The sequence below is a fragment of the Synechococcus sp. HK05 genome (genome assembly GCF_019104765.1).
Taxonomy (GTDB): domain Bacteria; phylum Cyanobacteriota; class Cyanobacteriia; order PCC-6307; family Cyanobiaceae; genus Vulcanococcus.
Genome location: NZ_JAHRXJ010000004.1, coordinates 334,772 through 357,601, shown reverse-complemented (window position 1 = coordinate 357,601; position 22,830 = coordinate 334,772). Strand labels below are relative to the sequence as shown.

The 22,830-nt window shown below is 66.1% G+C and carries 23 protein-coding genes; 12 read left to right on the top strand and 11 right to left on the bottom strand.

Features of this window, described 5'->3' with window-relative positions:
- Positions 1–7: 7 nt before the first annotated feature.
- Positions 8–2,344 (bottom strand): ribonucleoside-triphosphate reductase, adenosylcobalamin-dependent, encoded by a 2,337-nt coding sequence (gene nrdJ / locus KUL97_RS05210; protein ID WP_303246112.1) that lies wholly within the window; start codon positions 2,342–2,344, stop codon positions 8–10.
- A gap of 170 nt (positions 2,345–2,514) precedes the next feature.
- Here nrdJ and KUL97_RS05205 point away from each other — a divergent pair, with 170 nt between their 5' ends.
- The 5 genes from KUL97_RS05205 (at position 2,515) to KUL97_RS05185 (ending at position 8,143) form a co-directional block, all read left to right on the top strand.
- The gene (locus tag KUL97_RS05205; RefSeq protein WP_217795890.1) at positions 2,515–4,719 is read left to right on the top strand and encodes a mechanosensitive ion channel family protein; all 2,205 of its coding nucleotides are present in this window, start codon (positions 2,515–2,517) and stop codon (positions 4,717–4,719) included.
- Positions 4,703–5,368 carry a class I SAM-dependent methyltransferase gene (locus KUL97_RS05200; RefSeq protein ID WP_217795889.1) on the top strand — a complete coding sequence of 222 codons (666 nt, stop codon included), beginning with the start codon at positions 4,703–4,705 and terminating at the stop codon, positions 5,366–5,368. The genes KUL97_RS05205 and KUL97_RS05200 overlap by 17 nt, the downstream gene beginning before the upstream one ends.
- A gap of 12 nt (positions 5,369–5,380) precedes the next feature.
- A complete protein-coding gene (locus tag KUL97_RS05195; RefSeq protein WP_217795888.1) occupies positions 5,381–7,027 on the top strand; it encodes a peptide chain release factor 3 in 1,647 nt (548 codons plus the stop codon).
- 109 nt (positions 7,028–7,136) lie between these two features.
- A complete protein-coding gene (locus tag KUL97_RS05190; RefSeq protein WP_029553003.1) occupies positions 7,137–7,373 on the top strand; it encodes a hypothetical protein in 237 nt (78 codons plus the stop codon).
- 65 nt (positions 7,374–7,438) lie between these two features.
- A complete protein-coding gene (locus KUL97_RS05185; RefSeq protein WP_217795887.1) occupies positions 7,439–8,143 on the top strand; it encodes a CPP1-like family protein in 705 nt (234 codons plus the stop codon).
- 2 nt (positions 8,144–8,145) lie between these two features.
- Here KUL97_RS05185 and hslO read toward each other — a convergent pair whose 3' ends face one another.
- A complete protein-coding gene (gene hslO, locus KUL97_RS05180) occupies positions 8,146–9,060 on the bottom strand; it encodes an Hsp33 family molecular chaperone HslO (RefSeq protein ID WP_217795886.1) in 915 nt (304 codons plus the stop codon).
- 35 nt (positions 9,061–9,095) lie between these two features.
- Positions 9,096–9,767, bottom strand: coding sequence for an ABC transporter ATP-binding protein (locus tag KUL97_RS05175; protein WP_217795885.1), 672 nt, complete (start codon positions 9,765–9,767; stop codon positions 9,096–9,098).
- Between the two features lie 71 nt (positions 9,768–9,838).
- Here KUL97_RS05175 and KUL97_RS05170 point away from each other — a divergent pair, with 71 nt between their 5' ends.
- Positions 9,839–10,300, top strand: a complete 462-nt coding sequence (locus tag KUL97_RS05170; RefSeq protein ID WP_217796050.1) for a DUF3531 family protein — start codon at positions 9,839–9,841, stop codon at positions 10,298–10,300.
- A 2-nt stretch (positions 10,301–10,302) separates the two neighbouring features.
- The gene (locus tag KUL97_RS05165) at positions 10,303–11,070 is read left to right on the top strand and encodes a 16S rRNA (uracil(1498)-N(3))-methyltransferase (protein WP_217795884.1); all 768 of its coding nucleotides are present in this window, start codon (positions 10,303–10,305) and stop codon (positions 11,068–11,070) included.
- Positions 11,071–11,098: 28 nt separating this feature from the next.
- On the opposite strand, the gene KUL97_RS05160 is transcribed toward KUL97_RS05165, so the two are convergent.
- Positions 11,099–11,488, bottom strand: coding sequence for a hypothetical protein (locus KUL97_RS05160; RefSeq protein ID WP_217795883.1), 390 nt, complete (start codon positions 11,486–11,488; stop codon positions 11,099–11,101).
- Positions 11,489–11,629: 141 nt separating this feature from the next.
- On the opposite strand from KUL97_RS05160, the gene KUL97_RS05155 reads away from it, so the two are divergent.
- Complete coding sequence (locus KUL97_RS05155; protein WP_217796049.1) at positions 11,630–12,394, top strand: DUF92 domain-containing protein; 765 nt, start codon at positions 11,630–11,632, stop codon at positions 12,392–12,394.
- A 4-nt stretch (positions 12,395–12,398) separates the two neighbouring features.
- Here KUL97_RS05155 and KUL97_RS05150 read toward each other — a convergent pair whose 3' ends face one another.
- From KUL97_RS05150 to KUL97_RS05120, 7 genes are all read right to left on the bottom strand, one after another.
- The gene (locus tag KUL97_RS05150) at positions 12,399–13,190 is read right to left on the bottom strand and encodes a sigma-70 family RNA polymerase sigma factor (RefSeq protein ID WP_217795882.1); all 792 of its coding nucleotides are present in this window, start codon (positions 13,188–13,190) and stop codon (positions 12,399–12,401) included.
- Positions 13,191–13,304: 114 nt separating this feature from the next.
- Positions 13,305–13,982, bottom strand: a complete 678-nt coding sequence (locus KUL97_RS05145) for a GDSL-type esterase/lipase family protein (RefSeq protein WP_217795881.1) — start codon at positions 13,980–13,982, stop codon at positions 13,305–13,307.
- Positions 13,979–15,520, bottom strand: coding sequence for an ABC transporter permease (locus KUL97_RS05140; protein WP_217795880.1), 1,542 nt, complete (start codon positions 15,518–15,520; stop codon positions 13,979–13,981). The genes KUL97_RS05145 and KUL97_RS05140 overlap by 4 nt, the downstream gene beginning before the upstream one ends.
- Positions 15,517–16,311 carry an ATP-binding cassette domain-containing protein gene (locus KUL97_RS05135; protein ID WP_217795879.1) on the bottom strand — a complete coding sequence of 265 codons (795 nt, stop codon included), beginning with the start codon at positions 16,309–16,311 and terminating at the stop codon, positions 15,517–15,519. The genes KUL97_RS05140 and KUL97_RS05135 overlap by 4 nt, the downstream gene beginning before the upstream one ends.
- Before the next feature lie 128 nt (positions 16,312–16,439).
- Positions 16,440–16,667, bottom strand: a complete 228-nt coding sequence (locus KUL97_RS05130; protein WP_217795878.1) for a hypothetical protein — start codon at positions 16,665–16,667, stop codon at positions 16,440–16,442.
- 60 nt (positions 16,668–16,727) lie between these two features.
- Complete coding sequence (locus tag KUL97_RS05125) at positions 16,728–17,687, bottom strand: putative selenate ABC transporter substrate-binding protein (RefSeq protein WP_217795877.1); 960 nt, start codon at positions 17,685–17,687, stop codon at positions 16,728–16,730.
- 71 nt (positions 17,688–17,758) lie between these two features.
- Positions 17,759–18,964 (bottom strand): pyridoxal phosphate-dependent aminotransferase, encoded by a 1,206-nt coding sequence (locus tag KUL97_RS05120; protein WP_217795876.1) that lies wholly within the window; start codon positions 18,962–18,964, stop codon positions 17,759–17,761.
- 124 nt (positions 18,965–19,088) lie between these two features.
- On the opposite strand from KUL97_RS05120, the gene KUL97_RS05115 reads away from it, so the two are divergent.
- The 4 genes from KUL97_RS05115 (at position 19,089) to KUL97_RS05100 (ending at position 22,823) form a co-directional block, all read left to right on the top strand.
- Positions 19,089–19,490: a VOC family protein gene (locus KUL97_RS05115; RefSeq protein WP_368656092.1), complete on the top strand. Its 402-nt coding sequence runs from the start codon at positions 19,089–19,091 to the stop codon at positions 19,488–19,490.
- 10 nt (positions 19,491–19,500) lie between these two features.
- Positions 19,501–20,130 carry a uracil-DNA glycosylase family protein gene (locus KUL97_RS05110; RefSeq protein ID WP_217795875.1) on the top strand — a complete coding sequence of 210 codons (630 nt, stop codon included), beginning with the start codon at positions 19,501–19,503 and terminating at the stop codon, positions 20,128–20,130.
- Between the two features lie 43 nt (positions 20,131–20,173).
- Positions 20,174–21,400: a (E)-4-hydroxy-3-methylbut-2-enyl-diphosphate synthase gene (gene ispG / locus KUL97_RS05105; RefSeq protein ID WP_217795874.1), complete on the top strand. Its 1,227-nt coding sequence runs from the start codon at positions 20,174–20,176 to the stop codon at positions 21,398–21,400.
- Positions 21,401–21,479: 79 nt separating this feature from the next.
- Positions 21,480–22,823 (top strand): S41 family peptidase, encoded by a 1,344-nt coding sequence (locus KUL97_RS05100; RefSeq protein WP_217795873.1) that lies wholly within the window; start codon positions 21,480–21,482, stop codon positions 22,821–22,823.
- Positions 22,824–22,830 lie beyond the last annotated feature (7 nt).

Below are 22,830 nucleotides of genomic sequence, written 5' to 3'. Positions count from 1 at the left end.
CCTGCGATCAGTTCTCCGGCTTGGCCAGCGGCAGCAGGCACTTGTCGGAGTCGCAGCCGGCGGGGCCGGCTTCCATCAGTTCGCCGCCGTCGTAGCGCTGCAGGGCTTCGAAGAAGTCGCTGGTGCGGCGGCGGCTCACCACCTCACTTTGCAGTTGCTCGTAGGTGGCGTGATCGATGGGCTCAAACGGCAGGCGCGGGAAGGTGGCGTTGGCATCGAAGCGCGCCAGCAGCGCAGCGGAGATGTAGCCCTGGCCTTTGTCGATCGCGGTGTGGATCGCATCGGTGAGGGGCTCGATTTCGTGCTCGCGGAACTCCACGGTGGCTGAGGTGTTGTGGGCCGTGTAGTGCTGCTGCACCTGCATGTAGAAGTCGAACTGGGCCATGGCGGAGAAGTTGTTGATCTCCACCGCATCGGCGCCGGGGATGTTGGCCCAGCTCACTTCGGTGGGGATCTCCACCAGCCACTCGGTGCAGCGGGGATCAAACGGATCGTTCAGCAGGCGACCCTGCTCGTCCTTATCGCTCTGCGACGGCACGATCGTGTAGCCGTAGTCCATGCAGGCGAGTGCCACCGGATCGTTCTTGCGGAAGGTGATGCGGCGGATGAAGCGCTGCGCCTTGGGGGGGTGCCAGCCGGGGGAGGCGCCGGTGAGCAGGCTCTTGGTGCCGGCGGGTTGCACGGTGGTGCAGCGGTTGGGGCGGCGCAGGCCGTGGCGATCGCAGTAATCCCACACGGCCTTGTTCACGATCTCCTTCCAGCGGCTCAGATACTCCGCCTCCTTCGCCTTGAAGCTGCGGCCTTCTTCGGTCTCGGGGCGACCGGCTTCCCACCACTGCAGCCAGGGGGTGCCGAAGGCGTGCACGAAGAAGTCGAAAAGGCCGGTGAAGCTCACGCCCACGATCGGATCCCAGGAACGGCTCTGGCGGTAGCGCTCCACCTCAAAGCGGTGGTTCAGCAGGCAGGCCACGGCCAGGCCACCGGCTGTGAAGGCCTCTTCTTGGGCCACCAGATCATCGGGGTCGATGCGGTTGAGGTGCACCTCGGCCAGGTTGCAGTGGAAGTCGGCGCCGAGGATCTCGCCGCAGGGGTTGAGGCCGTAGCGGCCGAGGCGATGCTCCAGCTCGGCTGAGCTGATCTCGCTGTGGTGGGTGGTGAGCCAGCGGCCGGCTTCCTCACGGCCTTGGTCGCAATAGATCTCGATGAATTCAGCCCGCAGCTCGGGGGTGTGGAGCAGGTCGGCGTTGGAGCGGGCGATCGCCTCCGGGGCGAACTGGATGGCGCCTTCGCCGGAGTGGAACTGCTTGGTTACCGCCTCCAGCACCGTGGCCCGATCGGGGCGGGTGTGGAACACACGGGTGTGGTTCGCCATGCGCAGGGCATCGCGCTCGGGGTCGATGCGCCAGTTGCCCTCGCTGTCCTGCTGCCAGAGGTTTTCTTTGGCACCAGCGGCGGAGAGATCGTCGGCGGCGAACTGGCGCATGCCGGCGCTGCGGCGGATGTTGCCGGCCACGATCGTCACGGCCGCTTCATCGATCAGCAGGCAGCACTCCACTGAGGTGAGCTGCCGTCCCTGGGCTTTGCCCAGGATCTGGGCCACGCGGCCGTAGAGATCCTTCAGCTTCACCGGGTTGGCCATGCCGCCGAAACCCTTGAGGGTTTCGCCCACGGGGCGCACATCGGCGAGGTCTACATGGATCTCAATGGGTGCCTCGGCATCGAAGCGCTCATCGCTGCAGAGCTCGAGCAGCAGCTGGTAGCTGTCCACCCAGCCGCGGCGGGTGTCGCCCACCTTGATGAAAACCTGCTGGCCTTCGATGCGATGGCTGGTGTGCTCCTGACGCTGGCCGGCGGGAGTGGCGCCGATGTCGCTCACCGCTTGGATCGACAGCTGATTCCGCACCACCGGCAGGCGGCTGATCAGGTGCGGCTCAATGATGGCGCCCGTGCCACACCCCATCATCGCCAGGTCCATCATCAGACCGAAGGCTTCCCAATCCACCAGGTTGGTGGAGGTGCAGTTGTAAGAACCAGAGAAGTTTTCGCTCTGTTCGATCCAGGGAGTGCCGCCGATCCAGAGCCAGCGGCCGGAGGGCAGGGCCTTCTGCTCGAGCTGCATGCGGCGCAGCAGCTCCACTTCGTCGGCATTGAGGTGGCCCAGCTTGCGCAGGCCCTCGAGGTTGCGCTCGGCCACCTGCTGCCAACTCTCGCGGCCGCTGGCGGTTTTGCGGGAATAGGTGCGATAGAAAACCGGGTTGGCCGCAGGCGCCGTGGCTGGGAAGTCAGGTCTGGGTCCCTTGAGGGGCTCGCCCATGGCGGCAGCGGTGGGTCCAGGTACTGACAGGGTCACGTGCGGCAGGTCTAAACAGTGCCCGAACCATAACGCCACTGGTGGGGGCTGCAAGCAGCCGTTGCCACTACTGGCGGGGTTAATTGCGTGGATGTTGCGCTATGCAGCGCCTTGCAGCGGCTTTTGGCAGATTGCGCGCAGTCTTCTCCGTTGCTGCCGGTGTGATGCGTCGATGGTCTCGCTTGCCTCGATTTCGTTTTCTGCTGGCCCTCACAGCGGTGGTGTGCATCGCTTTGCAGGGCTTTGGACCCTTGCAGGCGGCGCCGCTGGCCGTCAGGCCGCTTGCTGGGGCAGCGATGCCATCGGGCTTGGCCATGGCGCCGATTCCGATTGAGCAGCAACCCTTCTATCCAGAGCTCCAGCGCGCGGCAGCTGCCTGGTCGGATGTGGTGCTCAACACGGTGGTGGGCGACAGCCCGCGGCACACCCTTCTCAACTTCTATGCCGTGATGGCTGAGGTGGGTCGCCGCTCCGAGCAGCTTGGCCGGCCCCGTTCAGACGCTGAGGACAGCCGTAGCGCTAGGGAGCGCGAGGAGCAGATCTCCGACACGGATCTGTTGTTTCAGCTGGCCGTGAAAGCGCTGGATGCGTCGTCGTTTCCGGAAAGTGTTCGGGTCGACATGGCGGAAGAGGCGGCGATTCAGTTGAAACATGTGCTCGATTATGTATTCAGCCATAGCTTTCAGTCGATTGACATTCCAGATGCCGTAGGGATGAAGGCGATCAATGATCGCCGCACCAGTCCCTCTGAATCCTGGCGTATTCCGGGAACGGCGATCACGCTCACATCCATTCTGGAAGACCACCCTGAGAATGAGAACTATCTGTTCTCGGCAGAGACGGTTGCAGGGATTCGCGAGATGTACCGCGAGATTCGGGATTATCCGGTGGTTGAGCAGCCCTTTGCTACCCCTGAATTCTTCCAGGACTTCGTTTATACACCTGGTTATCTCGTGCCGCCCGACTGGTATCTGGCGTTGCCGTTATCGCTGCGGCGTGTGTTGGAAGTTCCGATCGATGATCAAACCCTCTTTCAAATTGCCTGTGTTGTTCTGGCTCTACTGCTTTTTCTGGCCGTTCTCTTCTGGTTGATTCGCTTGCTGCTCGACAGTTATCGCGATCAACCCCGCCGCGGGAAGGAGGGACAGGCCTGGAATCTTGACGCCCTGGCCTGGAGGCGCTTCCTGATCCTGATGCCCTTGTTGCCGCTGACGCGCCTGGTGAAGACCTTTGTGGACGACGTGGTTAATCTCACGGGTCTTCCGTTGGTGATTGCTACCTACTTCTTTTATGTGGTGTGGTACGTGGTCGCTGGTTTCTTCGTCTTCTACTTCTTTGAAGCCGTTGGTCGCAGTAGTGCGGAGCTGTTGGCGCGTGTGCGTGGACGTACCTCCAATTTGCAACTGCAGCGCATCAACAATTTTGTGATGCCGCTCACCCGTGCGATCGGTGCTCTGTCTGCGGTGGCCCTGGGCTACCGGCTGTTGATTGTGTTGGGCCTCCCGGCCAACACCGTGTTGGCGTTTTCAGCGGTGCCCGGCCTGGCCATCGGTCTTGGTGCCTCCAAATTGCTCGGAAATCTGTTTGCCGGTCTCTCCATCCAGACCGATCGCCCCCTGCGGGTGGGTGAGTTTTGTCGTGTGGGCGAGAACCTTGGCTACATCACCAAGATCGGCCTGCGCTCGCTTGAGCTTCAAACCCTGGAGAGCCGCGTCACCATCCCCAATTCCGTGGCGGAGGAGGCCACGATCGTGAACTACTCACGCCGGGGAATGCGGAGCGATCAGCCCCCCACCCAGGCGCTCGAGCTGCGGCTCCAGCTGGAGGGGGCTTGGTCTCCCTTCCAGCTCGAGGAATTGCTGCGCCAGGGTCGTCGCCTCGTGGGGGGAGTCGGCGAACTGATTGAGCCGCTGGTCACCCTTGAGCGCCGCCCCGATGATTCCAGCCCTGCCCTGATCGTGTTTGCGATGGTGGAACTGCACGGTTGGACGGCCTATCTGAGCCTGCGGGAGCAGCTCTTGGTGCATCTGGAGGAGCTGGTGGAACGCGCGCAGCTCTCCGAAATTGCCCTGGGGATTGCCTACGGCACCACGGTGGAGCAGCTGCGTCAGATCCCAGCCCTGATGCAGCAGGTGGTGGAGCAAGACACGGCTCTCCAGTTTCATGCCTGCCGGCTAGAGCGCATTGCCGCCTTCAGTTACGACCATGTGGTCGAGTTCAGCTCGAACCAAGCCGATCACGACGCTTTCGAAGACAGCCTGCATGAGCTGAACCGCCGCATCATCGACAGCCTCTCCCGTGCGGGCATCGAGATTCCCTTCCCCACCCAGACCCTGATGCTCAACCAGACCGATGCAGCGCACGCCTGAGCCGGAGTTGATGGAAGGCCTGGATCAGGCCCTGGCCTACGCCGCCGCCGATTTCAGCGCTGGAGACCAGCAGCTGATGGAGCGGCTGGTGCAACTGTTCCCCGATGGTCTTGGTGCGGCTGTGGTCGACCTCGGCTGCGGACCCGGCAACATCAGCTTTCGCCTGGCCGAGCGCTTCCCCACCGCGCAGGTGTTGGGTCTCGATGGTGCTGCAGCCATGCTTGCTCCCGGGCTCCAGGAGTTGGGTCGCAGGCCGGCGCTGCAGCAGCGACTGCGTTTCGAGCAGCGCTGCCTGCCGGATCCGTCGCTGCCGGGCGGGTTTACGGCGGTGGTGAGCAACAGCCTTCTGCACCACCTGCATCACCCCGCTGTGCTCTGGCAGGCGGTGCGGCAGCTGGGGGCGCCGGGCGCGTGTGTGTTCATCAAGGATCTGCGCCGGCCGCCCACGCCGGAGGCGGCCCTTGCGCTGCAGCAGCGCTATCTGTCCGATGCACCGCTGGTGCTTCAGCACGACTACATCGCTTCGCTGCATGCGGCCTTCACGCCTGAGGAGGTGCAGCAGCAGCTGGGGGATGCGGGCTTGGTGGATCAGTTGCAGGTGGCGCCGGTGGACGATCGCTATCTCGAGGTGTGGGGCCGGCTGCTCTGAGAGGCTGGCCCGATGACCAGCACCACTGCCCCTGCCGCCACCCCCGAGCTTCAGGCCTTGGCCGAGGCAGTGGCGCGCCGCCGCAACTTCGCGATCATCTCCCACCCCGACGCGGGTAAGACCACCCTCACCGAGAAGCTGCTGCTTTACGGGGGTGCGATCCAGCAGGCCGGTGCGGTGAAGGCCAAGGGCGAGCAGCGCAAGGTGACCTCCGACTGGATGGAGCTGGAGAAGCAGCGGGGCATCTCGATCACCTCAACGGTGTTGCAGTTCGACTACAGCGGCAGCACGATCAACCTGCTCGATACCCCCGGCCACCAAGACTTCTCCGAAGACACCTACCGCACCCTCGCCGCCGCCGATAACGCGGTGATGCTCGAAGACGCGGCAAAGGGCCTCGAACCGCAAACCCGCAAGTTGTTTGAGGTGTGCCGCATGCGGCGCATCCCCATCTTCACCTTCATCAACAAGATGGATCGGCCGGGGCGCGAGCCCCTCGAGCTGCTCGATGAGATCGAGCAGGAGCTCGACCTGGCCTGCTGGCCGGTGAACTGGCCGATCGGCAGTGGCGATCGCTTCCGCGGTGTGATCGATCGCCGCAGCAAAGAGGTGATCTTGTTTTTGCGGGCCGAGCGCGGCCGCACCTCCGAAGAGAAGGTGTTGAGCGTGGAGGAGGCCCGCAGCAGCGGTGCGGTGGAGCCCGAGCTGTTGGATGCAGCGCTGGAGGAGCTGGAGCTGTTGGAGGCCGCCGGCAATGAGCTCGATCTCGAGCTGGTGCATGCCGGTGAGCTGAGCCCGGTGTTTTTCGGCTCGGCCATGACCAACTTCGGCGTGCGCCCGTTCCTCGATGCCTTCCTGGAGCTGGCGCAGAAGCCGATTCCCCGCAGTAGTAGTGCTGGTGAGATCGAGCCGGTGCGGCCTGGTTTCAGCGGCTTTGTGTTCAAACTGCAGGCCAACATGGACCCCCGCCACCGTGACCGTGTGGCCTTTGTGAGGGTGTGCAGCGGCAAGTTTGAAAAAGACATGACGGTGCAGCATGCCCGCACCGGTAAGACGATTCGCCTCTCGCGCCCCCAGAAGCTGTTCGGCCAAGACCGCGAGGTGGTGGACGATGCCTACCCCGGTGATGTGATCGGCCTGAACAACCCCGGCATGTTCGCCATTGGCGACACCCTGTATCTGGGGCCGAAGGTGGAATATGAAGGGATCCCCTGCTTCAGCCCGGAGATCTTTTCTTGGCTGCGCAATCCCAACCCTTCAGCCTTCAAGAGTTTCCGCAAGGGCGTGAATGAATTGCGCGAAGAGGGAGCGGTGCAGATCCTCTACGACACCGACCAGAGCAAGCGCGATCCGATCCTGGCGGCGGTGGGTCAGCTGCAGTTGGAGGTGGTGCAATACCGCCTGGAGAACGAATACGGCGTTCAAACCCGTCTCGAGCCCCTGGGCTTCTCGGTGGCGCGCTGGGTGGTCGGCGGCTGGCCGGCGCTGGAGAAGGTGGGCCGCATCTTCAACTGCAAAACGGTGCGCGACGCCTGGGACCGGCCGGTGCTGCTGTTCAAGAACGAGTGGAACCTCAACCAGCTGGGCGAAGACCATCCCGATCTCGAACTGAGCGCTGTGGCACCGGTGGTGAGCGGGGTGGAGCCGATTGCGCTCTGATCGCGCTCCCATCCACCGCTGATCAGCTCGGATCCCGCCGGCAAGCCACGGCTGCCTCTGGGCCCCGCCAGAATCTTTACGAAGAAAGGTCACAACGGCGGTTCTGGCGATGGCGAGGCCCCTCTGGCTTGTACGACCCCGCAACGATGGCGGGTGCGACTACGTGAATTTCGTGCCCGGCCCCACGCCGGGTTCGGCGGCGGTGGAGATGCGCGAAGGCAGCCACCTGCCGCCGCAGATGCCCCTGCTGAAGCGCCGTTGCTGGCTGCAGCGCGATGAGGCTGAACTGCAGCGCCGCCTGCTGCAGCTTGAGGGCGGCTACCGCCATAGCGAACCCCTGTTCTGAGCCAAGGCTTCAGCCGCTTTCCCTCTCTAGGCTGGAGCCATCGCACTGCAACCTCCAGCCGCGGCATGACCCAGGGAACTGATCCATCCGGTGGCCCTGCCCAGCCCGGTTCGCTGAACCCCTACGAGCGTCTGGGCATCACCGCTGATGCCAGCTTCGATGCGGTGCAGGCCGCCAAACAGGCACGGCTCGAGGAGGTGGGCGAGGAGCCCATGGCCCGGGCGCGCATCGAAGCTGCCTACGACGCCGTGTTGATGGATCGGCTCAAGGAGCGTCAGCAGGGCAAGGTGAGCACAGCTGCCCTCAACGCCTCCCAGCGCGAGGCCGCCAAACCCGCCGCCGGCCCATCGGCCGCCAAGCCTTCGCTGCCCTCGTTGCCCAACTTGCCCGCGCTGCCCAGGCCTGCCCTGAAGCTCAGCGCTCCAGCCCTGCCGAGTGTGGCCCTGGCCGAGGGGCGCGAGCGCTGGTTTCCCCTCGCCGGTGGCGCTGTGTTGCTGGCGGTGCTGCTGCTCACGCCCGCTGGCAACGCCGAGCTGGTGCTGGCCTTTGCCACCGTTCTCACCGTGGTGAACCTGCAGCGCCGGCTCGGCCGGCTGCTGCCGGCGGTGGGGTGGAGTGTGCTGCTGCTCAGCCTGGGTCTGCTGTTGGGTGGGCTGTTGGTGAGTGCCATCGACCCCTCGCTGCCGCTCGGTCTGCCGTTGGCACCGCCCCAGGTGCAGAGCCTGCCAGCCCTGGCGCTGTTGCTGCTGGGTGCGCTGCTGATCGCCTGAGCTCAGGCGGCGGCCAGCTCGTTGATCAGCTCCTGCAGCTCACCGCTGCCCACTTCGTAGATCTCATTACAGAAGTGGCAGGTGAGTTCGGCTTTGCCGTCCTGCTGGAGCATCTCGCTGAGCTCGGTTTCGCCCAGCAGCTTCAGCGCGTTCACGCTGCGCTTGCGGCTGCACGGGCAGTGGAAGGTGATCTCCTGGGAGGCTTCCGCGTCGTCGAGCAGCTGGGGATCGAGGTCGGGGAAGATTTCGCGCAGCAACGCTTCGAGATTGCCTTCGCAGGCGGCGAGCTTCTGGCTGAAGCCGCTGATCTCCTTGCAGCGCTCCTCTAGCAGGGCCACCAGCGCCGGTTCACGGGCGGCTTTGGGGAGCACCTGCACCAGCACGCCGCCCGCATGCTTCAAGCCGGAGCTATCGATCTGCTCGCCCACGAACACCGCCGATGGGGTCTGCTCGGAGTGCAGCAGGTAGGAGGCCACGTCGTCGCCGATGCCGCCGCTCACCAATTCCACGGTGGAGCTGAACGGTTCACCCTCGCCGAGATCACGCACCACATGCAGGTAGCCGGTGCCGGTGGCCTGCTTGAAATCAAACTGGTGCAGCCCGCCGGCCTCCTCCACCAGATCGAGTTCCAGGCCGGGGTTGCCCACGTAGCCGCGCACGGTGCCGTCGCGGCCGGCATCCACCATCAAGCCGCGCATCGGGCCATCGGAGGCGATGCGCAGATTCACCCGCCCGTGGCGCACCTTCATGGAGCTGGCCAGCAACAGGCCCGCCGTCATGGCGCGGCCCAGCAGGGCGGAGGTGAGATAAGAGAGCTTGTGGCGCCGCCGCGCGTAGCGGGCCACGGTGCTGGTGCTCACTGCCACCAAGCGGATGCCACCGCCGGCTGCCGTTGCTCGCACCAACTGATCCGCCATGGCCTCTGCGCCTACGCCCGAAGTGGGCACTGTATTCAGCGCACGGCGTGCTCGAGGGGCTGCAGCACGCCGCCCTGCAAGCGGTAACGCTGCTCGGGAGCCACCCAGGCGTCAAAGAGGTCGGGTTCGTGGGTCACCACCAACAAGACCCGCTCGCGCCCCAGTTCGGCCAGCAGCGAGAGGATTTCGCCGCGCACCGACCAATCCAGGCCCGCGGTGGGTTCATCTAGCAGCAGCACCTTGGGGTTGCGCAGCAGCTGGACCGCCAGGGCCAGCCTGCGCTGTTGACCACCGCTCAAGGCTTCCGGTGCCTGTTGCAGGGAGATCCCATCGAGCCCGACCTGGTGCAGCACTGCTTCGATGCGCTCAGAGGGCACGCGGCGTTGGCCGAGCTTCAGCTCCTGCCCCACGCTGAGCCCGAGGAAATGGCGTTCAGGGAATTGGAACAGCAAGCCGCAGAGCCAGCGCCGTTGACGGGCATTGAGCACTTGAGCGTTCCAGCGGATCGAGCCGCCCCCGCTCGCTGAGCGGCGACTCCCGGTGGGTTCCGCCAAGCCGCAGATCACCTCCAGCAGGGTGGATTTCCCCGAACCGCTGCGTCCGGCCACCAGCGCAGGCTGGCCCACGTGCAGCTGCAGATCGAGCCCCCGCAGCACCGGCTCCTGGGCCGTGGCCGGGTGGTAGTGCAGCGACCTCAGCTCCAGCATGAATGGCGGCATGGCCTGGCGGTGCCCCCAGCATGTTTGATGGAGGCAACGCTGCGCTGCGCCCTGCCCCGATGGAGATCCGCTTTCGCGAATTCGATCCCTTCAATTGCTGGATCTGGCTGCGCTTCAGCCATGCACCCGGCCAGGGGGAGCGGGGCTACATCGAAACAGCCTTCGACAGCTGGTTTTTCCTGGGCAAGCTCGGCGGGTTCAACGCCGAAAACCTGCAGGTGCAGGAGGAGGGCGCGGAACTGAGCGGCATGGCGTACGACGCCGAGACCGCTGCCCGGGCGATGCCGGCCCTGATGCACAACATGGGCGAGATGGACTACCGCGGTGAGTGGGCTCGCTGCTGGCTGGATCTGGGCACCAGTGATGCCCTTGCCCTCGATGTTCTGATCAATACCTTGCGCCAGCTCGATACCGATGTGGTGGAGATCCAGGAGTTGCTGATCGGCGGTGTCAACGACGACTGGCCCGTGGAGGACGAGCCCGACAATCTGTTCACCAGCCTGCGCGATCCCGGCGCCTGACCATGGCGCGCGAATGCCGGCGCCTGTTCATCCCGCCGCCCCGGCTGCAGCAGGTCTCTGTTGAGGGCGTACTGCCCCTCTCTGCCGAGCACAGCCGCTATCTGTGCAAAGTGCTGCGCTATGGCCCGGGGGATCGTTTTGCCGTGGTGGATGGCGGCGGCCACCTCTGGGAGGCCGAGTTGCTCGATCGGGAGCGGGCCCGCCTGCTGCAGCCCCTGGCCGAACCGCTGCTCAGCCGGCCCAAGGATCAGCCGGCCTTGGTGCTGGCGGCCGCTGTGGTGAAGCGGGATTTTGAGCTCCTGGTGCGGATGGCGGTGGAGCTCGGTGTGGATCGGCTCGTGCCGCTGCTCTGCGAGCGCACCGCCGTGCAGGGTCAGCTGCGGCCGGAGCGGTGGCAGAGCATCGCGGCAGAAGCGGCTGAACAGTGTGAGCGCCTCTGGTTGCCCCAGATCGATCCACCCACCCCATTGCCTGAACTGTTCAGCGCTGGTTCGGGCCCCTGCTCAGCTGGCATGCTGCGGTTCTGGGCCACCACGCGGCAGGAGGCCCTGCCGCTCTTGGTGGACGCGCTGCCCAGTGCAACGGCCCCGCCCTGTGAAGAGGTGTGGCTGGCCTGTGGGCCGGAGGGCGGCTGGAGCCCTGCCGAAGAGGAGCAGGCGATTGCCTGCCGATGGAGCCCGGTGCAGTTGGGGCCCACGATCCTGCGCAGCTCCACTGCTGGAGTGGCCGCTGCGGCTTTGATCAGCCACTGGCGCGTGGCCAGGGGCTGATCAAAGCCAGCTCAGCTGTGGCCGGCGCTCACTTTTTGCCGAACAGTCCGCCGGCCATGCTGCGGAAGGACGCCAGGTTGGCGCCCCCGCGCCGGCGGCGCATCGGCAGTGCACCACCGGCGGTAACGCACTCGGGGGCAAAGGTGGAGAGGGTGGCTGCGGGCTTGGCGGCCTGTTCGGCTGCCAGCTCGGCGGCGATGGCTTCGGCGGTGGTGAGCACCTTGCCGCTGGGGGCCGCAGCGCTCGCTGTAGGGGCGGCTGCCTCCGGCTTGGCTTCAGGCTTCACCGCAGCCGCGGCTTTGGCCTTGGGCTTCCCGGCGGCCTTCTTGGGCTCAGCCACCGGGGCCACGGCGGCGGGCGCCGCGGGGGCCTTCTCATCGAGGTTGAGGAAGAAGCTGCCCTTGCGGTTGAACACCATGGCGCCGGTTCTGTGGCGGATGGCTGGATTATCCGCCGCCAGCGGTGCCTCAGGGACGATCCCTTAGGGCAGTGCAACAGAAGCGCGCCGGTTGTGTTGTGCTGGGCCGGTGTTGCGTTGGCCTCCACGGGCCTGATGGGGATGCTGGAGCTTCAGGTGCTGCTCAGTGCCGACCGTGTGCAGCACTGGGCGCTGGCGTTGGTGATCAATGCCGCCCTGATCGCCGCCGCCCAGCGGCTGCCCCTGCTCACCCGCGCCGGTTGGGTGCACGCCGGAATCCTGGGCACGTTGCTGATGGGCAGCTTCGGTTGGGCTGGCTGGTGGGCCGTGGTGCTCTACCTCGGCCTGGGTTCGCTGGTGACGCGGCTGGGTTTCCGGCGCAAGCAGGCCGATGGGCTGGCGGAGGCCCGCGGCGGCCGGCGGGGCCCTGAAAACGTGTGGGGATCTGCCGCCACGGGTGCCGCCTTGGCGCTGCTCACCCTGCTGCCTTCGGCGCCGGTCACCCTGCTGCGACTCGGGTTCGCGGCCAGCTTCAGTGCCAAGTTGGCCGATACGTTCGGTAGCGAGATCGGCAAGCGCTGGGGTCGACGCACCGTGCTGATCACCACCCTGCAGCCCGTGCCTCCCGGCACCGAGGGAGCGATCTCCCTGGAGGGCACCGCTGCGAGCCTGATGGGCAGTGCCCTGATGGCGCTGGTGATGCTGCAGCTGGGTCTGCTGCAGAACCCCTTGGCTTGGGCGGTGGTGACACTGGTGGGCTTGCTGGCCACCCTGCTGGAGAGCCTGATCGGGGCGGGCCTGCAGCAGCGCTGCATTTGGCTCAGCAATGAGTTGGTGAATGCGCTGCAAACCACCCTCGCCGCCGTGATCGCCATGGCGGCGGCGGAGTGGTTAGGCCTGGGTTGAGGGGTCAGCTGCTCATCAGGGGCGTGAGCTGCTGACGCAGCTCTTGCAGGAGCAGGTTGTAGCGCCGTTGCATGGCCTTGGCACTCAGGCCGCTGCCGTTGGCCAGCTGCCCCCAGGTGTGGCGCTGAAGGAGCCGCCCCAGGATCCAGCGCCGCTGCCGCCGCTCCAACCGGCATAGCACCCGCCAGAGTTGGCGCCGTTGCTCCTGCCGGAGCACTGGAGCGTAGTGATCGTTGCCCCTGCTGTCGGGTAGCTGCTCCACCAGGGGGGTGAGTTCGCCGTCATCATCAAAGTGCGGTTGCTCCAGGCTGGCCAACTGCAGGCTGCGTCGCCGCGCCAGGGCCAGCTGCCAGCGCTCGAGACTGCAGCCCAAGGCAGTGGCCAGGGCGCCCGCGCTCAGGGGGGCGAGGCCCTGCTGCTGGCGCTGCTCCTGCAGGACCTGCCCGCGGCGATGCAGCTCAAGCAGGTGGTGGCTGCCGCTGATGGTGTGCGAGCGATCGCGCAGGTAGTGACGGATCGCGCCGCGAATCCACGGAACCGCCGCGGTGCTCAGGCTGTGCCCCCGCCCGGGGTCGAAGCGCTCCACGGCTTTGATCAGCCCCAGGCAGCCCTCCTGGGTGAGGTCGTCGAAGCTATGGCCGCTGCGTTGCGATTCCTGGCGGGCGACCCGCCACACCAGCGGCAGGTTGGCGTGGATCACGGCATTGCGGTTGGTGGTGCTGCGGCACTGCTGGTAAGCCGCCAGCAGGGCGGCATTGCGCTGGCTGAAGTCGGCGCGGGGGGTGAGGGTGTGCATCGGGTGTGTGCGGTTGCGTGTTTTCACGCTCGCTTGCCCGAGCAGCTCCAGGCTCCACCTCAGCGGTGGAGCGGGTCTCCCCCGTTTGGGGGAGGGCGCCTTGCTGCGGGGTGATCAGGCGCTGACGCTGCTGATCGTGAGCGGTTGCAGGTCGGCCCACTGCAACAGGGCCGGCCAGTGCCGCACCCGTTCGTACACCTGGCGGTGGCCTTCGCTGTTGAGGTGTAACCCATCGCTGCTCAACCACTGCAACCAATGGGGGTCCTGCAGTAACCCCTCCAGCAGCGGCAGAAACGGCACATCCGCCTCGAGGCAGGCCTCTTCCAGCAGGCCCTCGTAGCGGCGCACATGCTCCAGTTGGTACCAGAGCACATCCGCATAGGGCATCACGGCTTCATCCACCGGTGTGAGGCCCAGCACCAACACCGGCGCCAGGGCTTTGGCCTGCTGCAGCACCTGCTGCACCCCGAAGAGAAAGGCATCGGCATCGAGTTGGGGGCGTCCATCGGCACGGCCTACACGGGCGGTGTCATTGAGGCCCACCGAGAGCAGGATGCCCTGGGGCAGCTGCCGGCGCAGTTCGCCGCGGCAGCTCACCTCCTGCTGGAGCCGGGCTGCCACACGCTCGAGCCCATCTCCTCGCACACCGAGCGGGTAAAGCACGGGCCCCTGGGGTAGCCCCATCCAGTGGCGGCGGAGGCGTTCGCACCAACCGCCTTCTTCTGGATCTCCCCAGCCCACCACACCGCTGTCCCCCAGCACGATCAGCTTGCGGGGAATCGGAACGCTCATCGCTGCAGCAGCCGTTGGCGGGCGCGGTCGCTGAGATCTTCCCCCAGCAGGGTGAGCACCGCGTAAGCCGCTAGCAGCAGCACCAGTTGATCGAAGGCGAAGGCGCTCAGGCTCTGGTTGAGTTGGCTGCCCAGGCCTGTGCCGGCCACCAGCCCCACCACCACCGTTTCCCGCAGAATCACATCGGCCCGGTAGGCGCCATAGGCCAGGTAGGAGCGCGCCAGGGCGCTGAAGCGGCCATAGAGCAGCGCCAACCGCGGCCCACAGCCACTGCTGCTGAGGGCCTCCTGCCGTTGGGGCCCGGCTGCCTCGCTGCCCTCCAGCAGCAATCGCCCCAGGATCCCCAGGTTGTGAAAGCCCAGGGCCAGCGCGGCGGTGATCAGCCCTGGCTTGAGCACGAACAGCAGCAGCAGGGCCGTGAGTGGTGGCGGCCACAGCCGCCCGATCGCCCAGATCAGTTGCAGCAAGCGCTGCCCCCAAGGCCACGGCGCCACCAGTAACAGGAGCAGCGGTGCCACACCCACCGCCAGCGCCGCAGCCAGGAGGGTGAGCAGTACGGTGTTGAACACCAGAGCTGGCCAAGGCAAGGCCAGGGCTTCGCTCCAGCCGCCCGGGGGGAGGGGCGGCAGTGCTTGCCAATGAAAGAGGGCCGCTGGCTCGACGGCCAGGGCCTGCCCCACGCCCAACACCACCGGCACCAGCAGCAGGGCCGCCAGCACCAATTCCCGCCCCCGGCGCCCCACCGTGCTGCCCCGCAGGCTGAAGCGGCTCGGCATGCCCCAGCGCCGCCGCAGCCTGCCGATCACGGCTTCCAGCGCCAGCATCACCGCCAGTAGCAGCCAGAGGCCACTCCAGAGCTCGTGGAATTGCAGCGATTGCAAGGTGAGCAGGAGTTCATTGCCCAGGCCCCCCAGGCCGAATACCCCCAGCAAGGTGGCGCTGCGCAGGGCGCACTCGAGCCGATAGCCGCCGTAGCTGATCAGCCCCGGCAGCAGCGGCGGCCCCATGGCGGTGAGCAAGGCCGCCGGGGGCGGGCTCCCTGCCGCCACCAGGGCCTGCAGGTTGCGTGCATTGAGGCTGTCGAGCAGGTCGCTCACCACCCGGGCCACCAGGGCTCCGTAGGGAATCGCAATCGCCACAACCGCGATTACCGGTTGCAGGCCGATCACCTGCAGCAGCAACAGACCCCAGATCAGTTCATGGATGGAGCGTGGAATCGCCAGCAATCGGCGCAGCCCTTCCGCCGGCCAACTGTGGCCAATCAGCGTGCGCCACAACAACCGCGAGCTGGCCAACCCGGCGATCAGGCCGATCAGCAGGCTGGCGGACCAGCCCAGCAACGCCATGCCGGCGGTCACCCCCAGCCCCCGCAGCAGCGATGCCAGCACCACGGGATCGGTGGAGGGCTGGACGGCCGCGAGCAGAAACTCACCGATCAGCTCCCAGCCGCCACCATGCACCACCCCAGGCAGGAGCAGGATCACGGGCACCAGCACCAGGGCGGGCACCAGCAGCAGCAGCGGCGCAGCTGGTTTCATTGGGCGCCGCTGGCTACGGGCACACCGGCGTAAAGAGCCTCGAGATCTGCGTCTTGGAGCTGGTTGACGGCACAGTCGACGTGGATGCGCCCTTGGCGTAGACCCACCACTCGATCAAAGCCCTGCAGAAGATCGGGGCGATGCAAGCTCAATAACAGCGCCCGCGGTGCGGAGGCCTGGGCGAGCAGCAGCTGCAGCAGGTCTTGGGCGAGGCGCGGATCGAGGCTGGCCAGGGGTTCATCGGCCAGCAGCAGTTGCGGCTGCTGGCGCAGCAAACGGGCGATCGCCACCCGTTGGCGTTGGCCGCCCGAGAGCTCGCCCACCGGTTGGTTGAGCAGCTGCGGTTCGAGATCCACCTGCCGCAGGGCTTCTGCGCAGGCGTCGCTCTCCAGGGGCAGCAGCAAATTGAGTAGGGCGCGCGGCCAACCCCATTGGGCCAGTCGACCGCAGTTGAGGTTTTGCTGCACGCTCAGTTCTTCGATGAGGCGCAGGTCTTGCCAGAGGGTGCCGATGCGGGCCTGCTGGCGGCGCCGAGCCCGCTGGCTGCGGGCGCGCCTGGCGCCGCTCCAAAGCACCTCACCCTGCGAGGGCTCAAGGAGTCCATTCGCCACCGCCAGCAGGGTGCTTTTGCCGGCGCCGCTGGGGCCCAGCAACGCCACCCGTTCGCCGGGCCTCAAGGTGAGATCAATGCCCTCCAGGCGGGGTTGCTCACGCCCGGGCACCGCCACATGGCGCAGCTCCAGCACGGGTGCGCTGGCCAGGCTGTGGTGGGTTGGTGCTGGGCTCTCCATGACTCCCCACTGTGCCTGGCGGGCTCGCGGGAGACGGCTCAACTACAGCGAGCTAAAGCGGAAGGCGAGCAGCGCCAAGATGAGCCCCACCAGCATCAGCTCGGTGATGTCGGGGCCGCGGGGATTCATCAGCGCTGCTCCTCGCCTTCGATGCGTTTCACGGAAGGCAGGCTGAGAGCCAGCACCAGCAGGGGAATTTCCAACCAGAGCACGCCATTGCCCAGGGCGATCACGGCCAGATCGATGGCGGCCAGGGAGCGTAGGAACAGCACCCACACGTCGTCACCCTCACTGCAGCTGCGCTGCCAGAGCAGCAACCCGGCCACCACCAGCACCAGATCCAGCAGCAGCGTCATGGGGAAGGGCGAGACTCTCGCCCCTCGATTCTGCTGCCTGCTGGCCTCAGGCGCCCGCCCTCAGCGGATCTGGCCGATCTGGCGACCCACCTGTTCGATCCGGCCATAGGCGCTGGCTTGGGCCGTGGTGAACTGCTGAGCACCGAACAGGCTGAGGATCCGCTTCTGCTCCGGGTTGCTCGGCCGCCAGCTCAGGATCGCTTTCTGGATCCGGTTGGTGAAGCCTTTGCCGAAGCGTTTGTCCAGATCGGGCTGCGCAATCCAGTGGTAATCGGGATAGCCAGGGGTTTTCCAGATCGCCATCACCTTGGAGCGGTTGGCCTTGCCGTTGTGGAGGCTGGCGCGCCACACCTGCTCGTTCACGGCGCCGGCTTCATAGGCGCCGCTCTGCACCAGGGCCACCGTGGCGTCGTGGCTGCCGCTGAAGCCAGGCGCACCGCCGGCGAACTGGTTGGGCTTCACCCCGGCCTGGCCGAGGAAATACTGCGGCATCAGGCGCCCGGAGGTGGAGCTCTCCGAGCCGAAGGTGAAACGTTTGCCCTTGAGCTGGCTCAGCCCCTGCACGGAGGTGACTGGCTTCAGCCCGCTCTTGGTGTTGGCGATGAAGATCGTGTGGAAGGAGGCGTCGATGTCGCGCTGGGCGAGCACCTTGGCGCCCGGTTTCTGAAGGCGGGCCTGCACGCCGGTGAGGCCGCCGAACCACACGAGATCAAGGCTTCCCGTGCGGAACGCGCTCACGGCAGCTGTGTAGTTCGTCACGGGCACGTACTGAACCCGCACGCCAAGCTGCTTGCTCAATTCATTGGCCACAAGCCCGTAGAGCCGGTTCAGCTTCTCCGGCTGCTGATCGGGGATGGCGCTGATGCGCAGCACCAGCTTGCTGGTTTGCTGCGCGTGGGCTGCCGGCAGAGGCAGCTGGGTGGGACTGAAGGGGGGAAGGGCCGCCGGAGCCAGGGCCAGGCCGATGCCGGCCAGCACGGCGGCCGAACGTTCTCGGCCGCGTTGGGGGAACTTGAACATGCTCGGTTGCTGAATCAGCTGCGGGGTCACCGCAACGGGTGCAGGCTGATTCTCCCTGCGAGCCGGCCGCCTTACAGGCTCCGCACGAAGCCCTCGAGCCGGCTGAGCCCATCGTCGATGGTGCTGTTGCCAGCTGCGCAGGACAGCCGGATGCAGCGGTCGTCACCGAAGGCCACACCGGGCACCACCGCCAGGCCGTGCTCATCGAGCAGTCGGTTGCAGAAGGTCATCGAGTCGAGGCCGGTGCTGCTCACATCCGGGAAGGCGTAGAAGGCCCCTTCTGGCGGGAGCAGCTGCAGCCCGGCGATGGCCTGCAGACCATCGCTCAGCCGTTGGCGGCGCTCGTTGAATTGCTCCGCCATGGCGTGCACGCAGTCGCGGGGGCCTTCGATGGCGGCGAGGGCTCCGAATTGGGCAAAGCTGCACACGTTGCTGGTGCTCTGGCTCTGGAGCGCAATCGCGGCCTTCACCACAGCGGCATTGCCGGCCAGCCAGCCGATGCGCCAGCCCGTCATCGCCCAACCTTTGGCGAAGCCATTCACGCTGAAGACGCGATCGGCAAGATCCGGCGCCACCGCAGCGAGGCTGTGGTGCTCATGGCCAGGGGCCAGCAGGAATTTGTAGATCTCGTCGCACACCACCGCCACCTGGGGATGGCGGCGCAGCACGGCGGCGATGGCTTCCAGCTCCTGGCGGCTCAGCACCATCCCCGTGGGATTGCTGGGGCTATTGAGCACCAGCAGCTTGCTGGCCGGGGTGATGGCGGCCTCCAGCTGGGCGGGATCAAGCCGGAATCCTTCAGCGGCCGAGCTGGGTAGCAACCGCACGGAGGCTCCCGCCAGGCGGGCGATCTCCGGGTAGCTCAGCCAGTAGGGAGCGGGCAGCAGCAGCTCATCGCCGGGGCCGAGCAGCACCTGAAACAGGTTGTAGAGCGCCTGCTTCCCGCCGTTGGTCACCAGCACCTGCTCGGCGCGGGTGGGCACCTGATTCTCGCGGCTCAGCTTTGCGGCGATCGCCTCCCGCAGGGCCGGTTCACCGGCGGCGGGGCCGTAGCGGGTTTGGCCATTGCGCAACGCGGCAGCAGCGGCCTCACAGATGAAGGAGGGGGTGTCGAAATCGGGCTCACCGGCGCTGAGGCTGCAGATGTCGTGGCCTTCGGCCTTGAGCGCCTTGGCTTTGGCGGCGATGGCCAAGGTGAGGGAAGGCTGAAGAGCCTCGGCCCGGGCGGACAGCGTCAGGGTGCGCTGGAGGGTGCGCTGAGAGGGCGGGCGCAGCATCGGCGCAGCGACGAAAAGGGCATCGCCGCAGGGCTTTGCCGGTGTGATGTGCATCCTGCCGTATCCCGCATCTCTGCAAGCGTTCAGCGCACACTGTTTGGTAGTGGCGAGCCTGCTAAGCCCCGTGTCAGATCCAGCCTTGTTGCACCCGATGGAGCCGGTTTCGGCGGCGGTGGTGCTGGCTGCTGATGAGCCCAAGGAGCTCGCCGCCTTTTACGCGGCCCTGGTGCAGGCCTCGGCCTCGCCTGGTTTCAGTGCAGCCCATTGGCGCGTGTTGCTGCCGCAGATGGGATGGCTTGAGCTCTATCGCCCCAGCCGGCAGCGTGCGCTGCCGCCCGGGCGTGGCCGTCTTTCGCTGTGCCTCAAACGCCAGGGGGGCGCGGCCGCGTTGACGCGATGGATGGAGCAGGCTCTAGCGCTGGGGGCGCAGCGGTTGGAGGAGCCGCGGCAGGAAGCCTTCGGCCATGAGGTGTGGCTGCTCGATCCCGAAGGCAATGGCCTGCTGTTGCTGATGAGCGCTGCATAAAGTCGGCGCCATGACGATGTTTCCGCCCCAGGCCAGCCGCCTCTCCGCTGCCGAACTGGAGCAGGAGCTGGATCAGGTGGCCGCGGCCTGCGACGGCTGCCGCCGCTGCGGCCTCGGCCACAGCCGCACCCAGGTGGTGGTGAGCCGAGGCAATCCCCAGGCCTCGCTGATGGTCATTGGTGAGGGGCCTGGTGCCCAGGAAGATGAGCAGGGCAAGCCCTTTGTGGGGCGTTCCGGTCAGCTGCTCGATCGAATGCTCGAGAGCGTGGGGATCGACAGCAACCGCGATGCCTACGTGTGCAACATCGTGAAGTGCCGCCCGCCGGAGAACCGCAAGCCCACGGCCTTGGAGATGGCCGCATGCCGGCCTTGGCTGGATCAGCAGATCCAGCTGGTGGATCCGCCGGTGATCCTGCTGGCCGGTGCCACGGCGGTGGAGGGCCTGCTGGGCATCAAGGGCGGCATCACCAAACTGCGCGGTCAGTGGAGGCAGTGGGAGGGCCGCTGGTTGATGCCGATCCTGCATCCCTCCTATCTGTTGCGCAACGCGTCCAAGGAGCGGGGATCCCCGAAATGGCTCACCTGGCACGACCTTCAGGACGTGCAGCGGCGCCTGGCCCAATTGAACGCTCCGCTGTGACAGGCTTGCGCCAACCATTTCGGCCCTCGCGCGCGCTGCTGCCATGACCGCCTCTCTGGCTTCCGCTCCGGCAACCGAGGCAGCGATCAATCCCCGTTACGACACGGTGATCCGCCGCCGTAAAACCCGCAGCGTGCGCGTGGGCGACCTGTGGATGGGCAGCGACCACCCGGTGGTGGTGCAGTCGATGATCAACGAGGACACCCTCGACATCGACGGCGCCACCGCCGGCATCCGCCGGCTGCACGAAGCGGGCTGCGAGATCGTGCGGGTCACGGTGCCGTCGTTGGCCCATGCCAAGGCGATGGGTGAGATCCGCCAGCGGCTGGAGAGCACTTACAAGCCGGTGCCGCTGGTGGCGGATGTGCACCACAACGGCATGAAGATCGCCCTCGAGGTGGCGCAGCACGTCGACAAGGTGCGCATCAATCCGGGCTTGTTCGTGTTCGACAAGCCTGACCCCAACCGCACGGAGTTTTCTGAGGCGGAGATCGCGGCCATTGGCGATCGCATCACCGAAACGTTTGAGCCGCTGGTGAAGCTGCTGAAGGAGCAGGACAAGGCCCTGCGCATCGGCGTGAACCACGGCTCCCTGGCTGAGCGGATGCTGTTCCGCTACGGCGATACCCCCCTCGGGATGGTGGAGAGCGCCCTCGAGTTCATCCGCATTTGCGACCGGCTCGACTTCCACAACATCGTGATCTCGATGAAGGCGTCGCGGGCGCCGGTGATGCTGGCCGCCTACCGGATGATGGCCGACCGCATGGATGCGGAAGGCTTCCACTACCCCTTGCACCTGGGCGTGACCGAGGCCGGCGACGGCGACTACGGCCGCATCAAGAGCACCGCCGGCATCGCCACCCTGCTCTCTGAGGGCTTGGGCGACACGATCCGCGTGTCGCTGACCGAGGCGCCGGAGAAGGAGATCCCCGTTTGCTACTCCATCCTCCAGGCCCTGGGCCTGCGCAAAACGATGGTGGAGTACGTGAGCTGCCCCAGCTGCGGCCGCACGCTGTTCAACCTGGAGGAGGTGTTGCACAAGGTGCGCAGTGCAACCTCCCATCTCACGGGCCTCGACATCGCCGTGATGGGCTGCATCGTGAATGGCCCCGGTGAGATGGCTGATGCCGACTACGGCTACGTGGGTAAGACCCCTGGGGTGATTTCCCTCTACCGCGGCCGTGAGGAGATTCGCCGCGTGCCCGAGGCCGAGGGCGTTGATGCCCTGATCGCTCTCATCAAAGACGACGGCCGCTGGGTGGATCCCTGACGGATTCTCCGGTTTTCCCCCCTTTCACGCCTCGATTCAGGGGCTAGCTTGAACGTATTGAAGGGCTCAGGAGCCGTTGATGGGCAGCATTCGGGGGAAGCGGGTCCTGGTGCTGGTGGGTGTTGGTGCCTTGGGGGTGGTGGCGCTCCCACCCCTGCTCGCGCCCAGTGCGGCGTCGTTGGTGAACGACAGCCCCAAGGAGGTGATTGATCAGACCTGGCAGATCGTTTTCCGCGACTACCTGGACATCAACGGCAAATACACGCCGGAGAAATGGCGCACCCTGCGCCGTCAGGTGCTCTCGAAAACCTACGGCAGTTCCAAGGAGAGCTACGAAGCCATCCGCGGCATGCTCGCCAGCCTGGATGACCCCTATACGCGGTTCATGGATCCGCGTGAGTTCAAGGAGATGCAGATCGACACCTCCGGCGAGCTCTCGGGGGTGGGCATTCAGCTGAGCCTCGACAAAGAGACCAAGGAACTGGTGGTGGTGAGCCCGATTGAGGGGTCGCCGGCCTCCAGGGCTGGGGTGATGCCGAAGGACGTGATCGTGTCGATCGACGGCAAGAGCACCAAGGGGATGTCGACCGAGGACGCGGTGAAGCTGATCCGCGGCCAGGCCGGTTCCACCGTGACCCTGCAACTGCGCCGAGACGGCAAGGTGGTAGACACCCCGTTGGTGCGTGCGCGCATTGAGCTGCACGCTGTGGATAGCCAGGTGAACACCAGCGCCGATGGCACCCGCATCGGCTACATCCGCCTCAAGCAGTTCAACGCCAATGCGGCCAAGGACATGGCCGATGCCCTCAAGAAGCTGGAGGGCGAGAACGTGCAGGGATATGTGCTTGATCTGCGCAGCAATCCCGGTGGTTTGCTTATGGCGAGCATCGCCATTGCCCGCCAATGGATGGATGAAGGGGTGATCGTCTCCACCAAGACCCGCGACGGCATTCAGGACACCAAGCGCGCCACCGGTCGCGCCCTCACCCAGCGCCCGCTGGTGGTGCTGGTGAATGAGGGTTCAGCCAGCGCCAGCGAAATTCTCTCCGGTGCCCTGCAGGACAATCACCGTGCGGTGGTGGTGGGTGAGAAGACCTTCGGCAAAGGCCTGGTGCAATCGGTGCGCGGCCTCTCCGATGGTTCCGGCATGACCGTGACCATCGCCAAATACCTCACCCCCAATGGCCGCGACATTCACAAGCACGGCATTGATCCCGATGTGCGCGCCAAGCTCACCGCTCAGGAAGCGCAGAAGTTGCGGCTGGAAGATCTCGGGACTTCCAAAGACAGCCAATACCGCGCGGCCGAATCGACCCTGCTCAAGCAGGTGAAGGCCAGCAACGGCATCACGAAGGCCAAGCTCTACAACCCGGCGAGCGCCAACGTGCCGGCTGCCCTGAGTGGAGCCGGAAGCGGCCGCTAAGGCCGTT

Excerpts from the sequence above, each read along its gene's own strand:
- ispG (WP_217795874.1), top strand. The coding sequence starts at position 20,174 with ATGACCGCCTCTCTGGCTTCCGCTCCGGCAACCGAGGCAGCGATCAAT.
- KUL97_RS05175 (WP_217795885.1), bottom strand. The coding sequence starts at position 9,767 with ATGCTGGAGCTGAGGTCGCTGCACTACCACCCGGCCACGGCCCAGGAG.
- KUL97_RS05195 (WP_217795888.1), top strand. The coding sequence starts at position 5,381 with ATGACCAGCACCACTGCCCCTGCCGCCACCCCCGAGCTTCAGGCCTTG.
- KUL97_RS05190 (WP_029553003.1), top strand. The coding sequence starts at position 7,137 with ATGGCGAGGCCCCTCTGGCTTGTACGACCCCGCAACGATGGCGGGTGC.
- KUL97_RS05100 (WP_217795873.1), top strand. The coding sequence starts at position 21,480 with ATGGGCAGCATTCGGGGGAAGCGGGTCCTGGTGCTGGTGGGTGTTGGT.
- KUL97_RS05200 (WP_217795889.1), top strand. The coding sequence starts at position 4,703 with ATGCAGCGCACGCCTGAGCCGGAGTTGATGGAAGGCCTGGATCAGGCC.
- KUL97_RS05165 (WP_217795884.1), top strand. The coding sequence starts at position 10,303 with ATGGCGCGCGAATGCCGGCGCCTGTTCATCCCGCCGCCCCGGCTGCAG.
- KUL97_RS05150 (WP_217795882.1), bottom strand. The coding sequence starts at position 13,190 with ATGCACACCCTCACCCCCCGCGCCGACTTCAGCCAGCGCAATGCCGCC.
- KUL97_RS05160 (WP_217795883.1), bottom strand. The coding sequence starts at position 11,488 with ATGGTGTTCAACCGCAAGGGCAGCTTCTTCCTCAACCTCGATGAGAAG.
- KUL97_RS05140 (WP_217795880.1), bottom strand. The coding sequence starts at position 15,520 with ATGAAACCAGCTGCGCCGCTGCTGCTGCTGGTGCCCGCCCTGGTGCTG.
- KUL97_RS05170 (WP_217796050.1), top strand. The coding sequence starts at position 9,839 with ATGGAGATCCGCTTTCGCGAATTCGATCCCTTCAATTGCTGGATCTGG.
- KUL97_RS05135 (WP_217795879.1), bottom strand. The coding sequence starts at position 16,311 with ATGGAGAGCCCAGCACCAACCCACCACAGCCTGGCCAGCGCACCCGTG.
- KUL97_RS05120 (WP_217795876.1), bottom strand. The coding sequence starts at position 18,964 with ATGCTGCGCCCGCCCTCTCAGCGCACCCTCCAGCGCACCCTGACGCTG.
- KUL97_RS05155 (WP_217796049.1), top strand. The coding sequence starts at position 11,630 with ATGCTGGAGCTTCAGGTGCTGCTCAGTGCCGACCGTGTGCAGCACTGG.
- hslO (WP_217795886.1), bottom strand. The coding sequence starts at position 9,060 with ATGGCGGATCAGTTGGTGCGAGCAACGGCAGCCGGCGGTGGCATCCGC.
- KUL97_RS05110 (WP_217795875.1), top strand. The coding sequence starts at position 19,501 with ATGACGATGTTTCCGCCCCAGGCCAGCCGCCTCTCCGCTGCCGAACTG.
- KUL97_RS05125 (WP_217795877.1), bottom strand. The coding sequence starts at position 17,687 with ATGTTCAAGTTCCCCCAACGCGGCCGAGAACGTTCGGCCGCCGTGCTG.
- KUL97_RS05130 (WP_217795878.1), bottom strand. The coding sequence starts at position 16,667 with ATGACGCTGCTGCTGGATCTGGTGCTGGTGGTGGCCGGGTTGCTGCTC.
- KUL97_RS05145 (WP_217795881.1), bottom strand. The coding sequence starts at position 13,982 with ATGAGCGTTCCGATTCCCCGCAAGCTGATCGTGCTGGGGGACAGCGGT.
- KUL97_RS05205 (WP_217795890.1), top strand. The coding sequence starts at position 2,515 with ATGCGTCGATGGTCTCGCTTGCCTCGATTTCGTTTTCTGCTGGCCCTC.
- KUL97_RS05185 (WP_217795887.1), top strand. The coding sequence starts at position 7,439 with ATGACCCAGGGAACTGATCCATCCGGTGGCCCTGCCCAGCCCGGTTCG.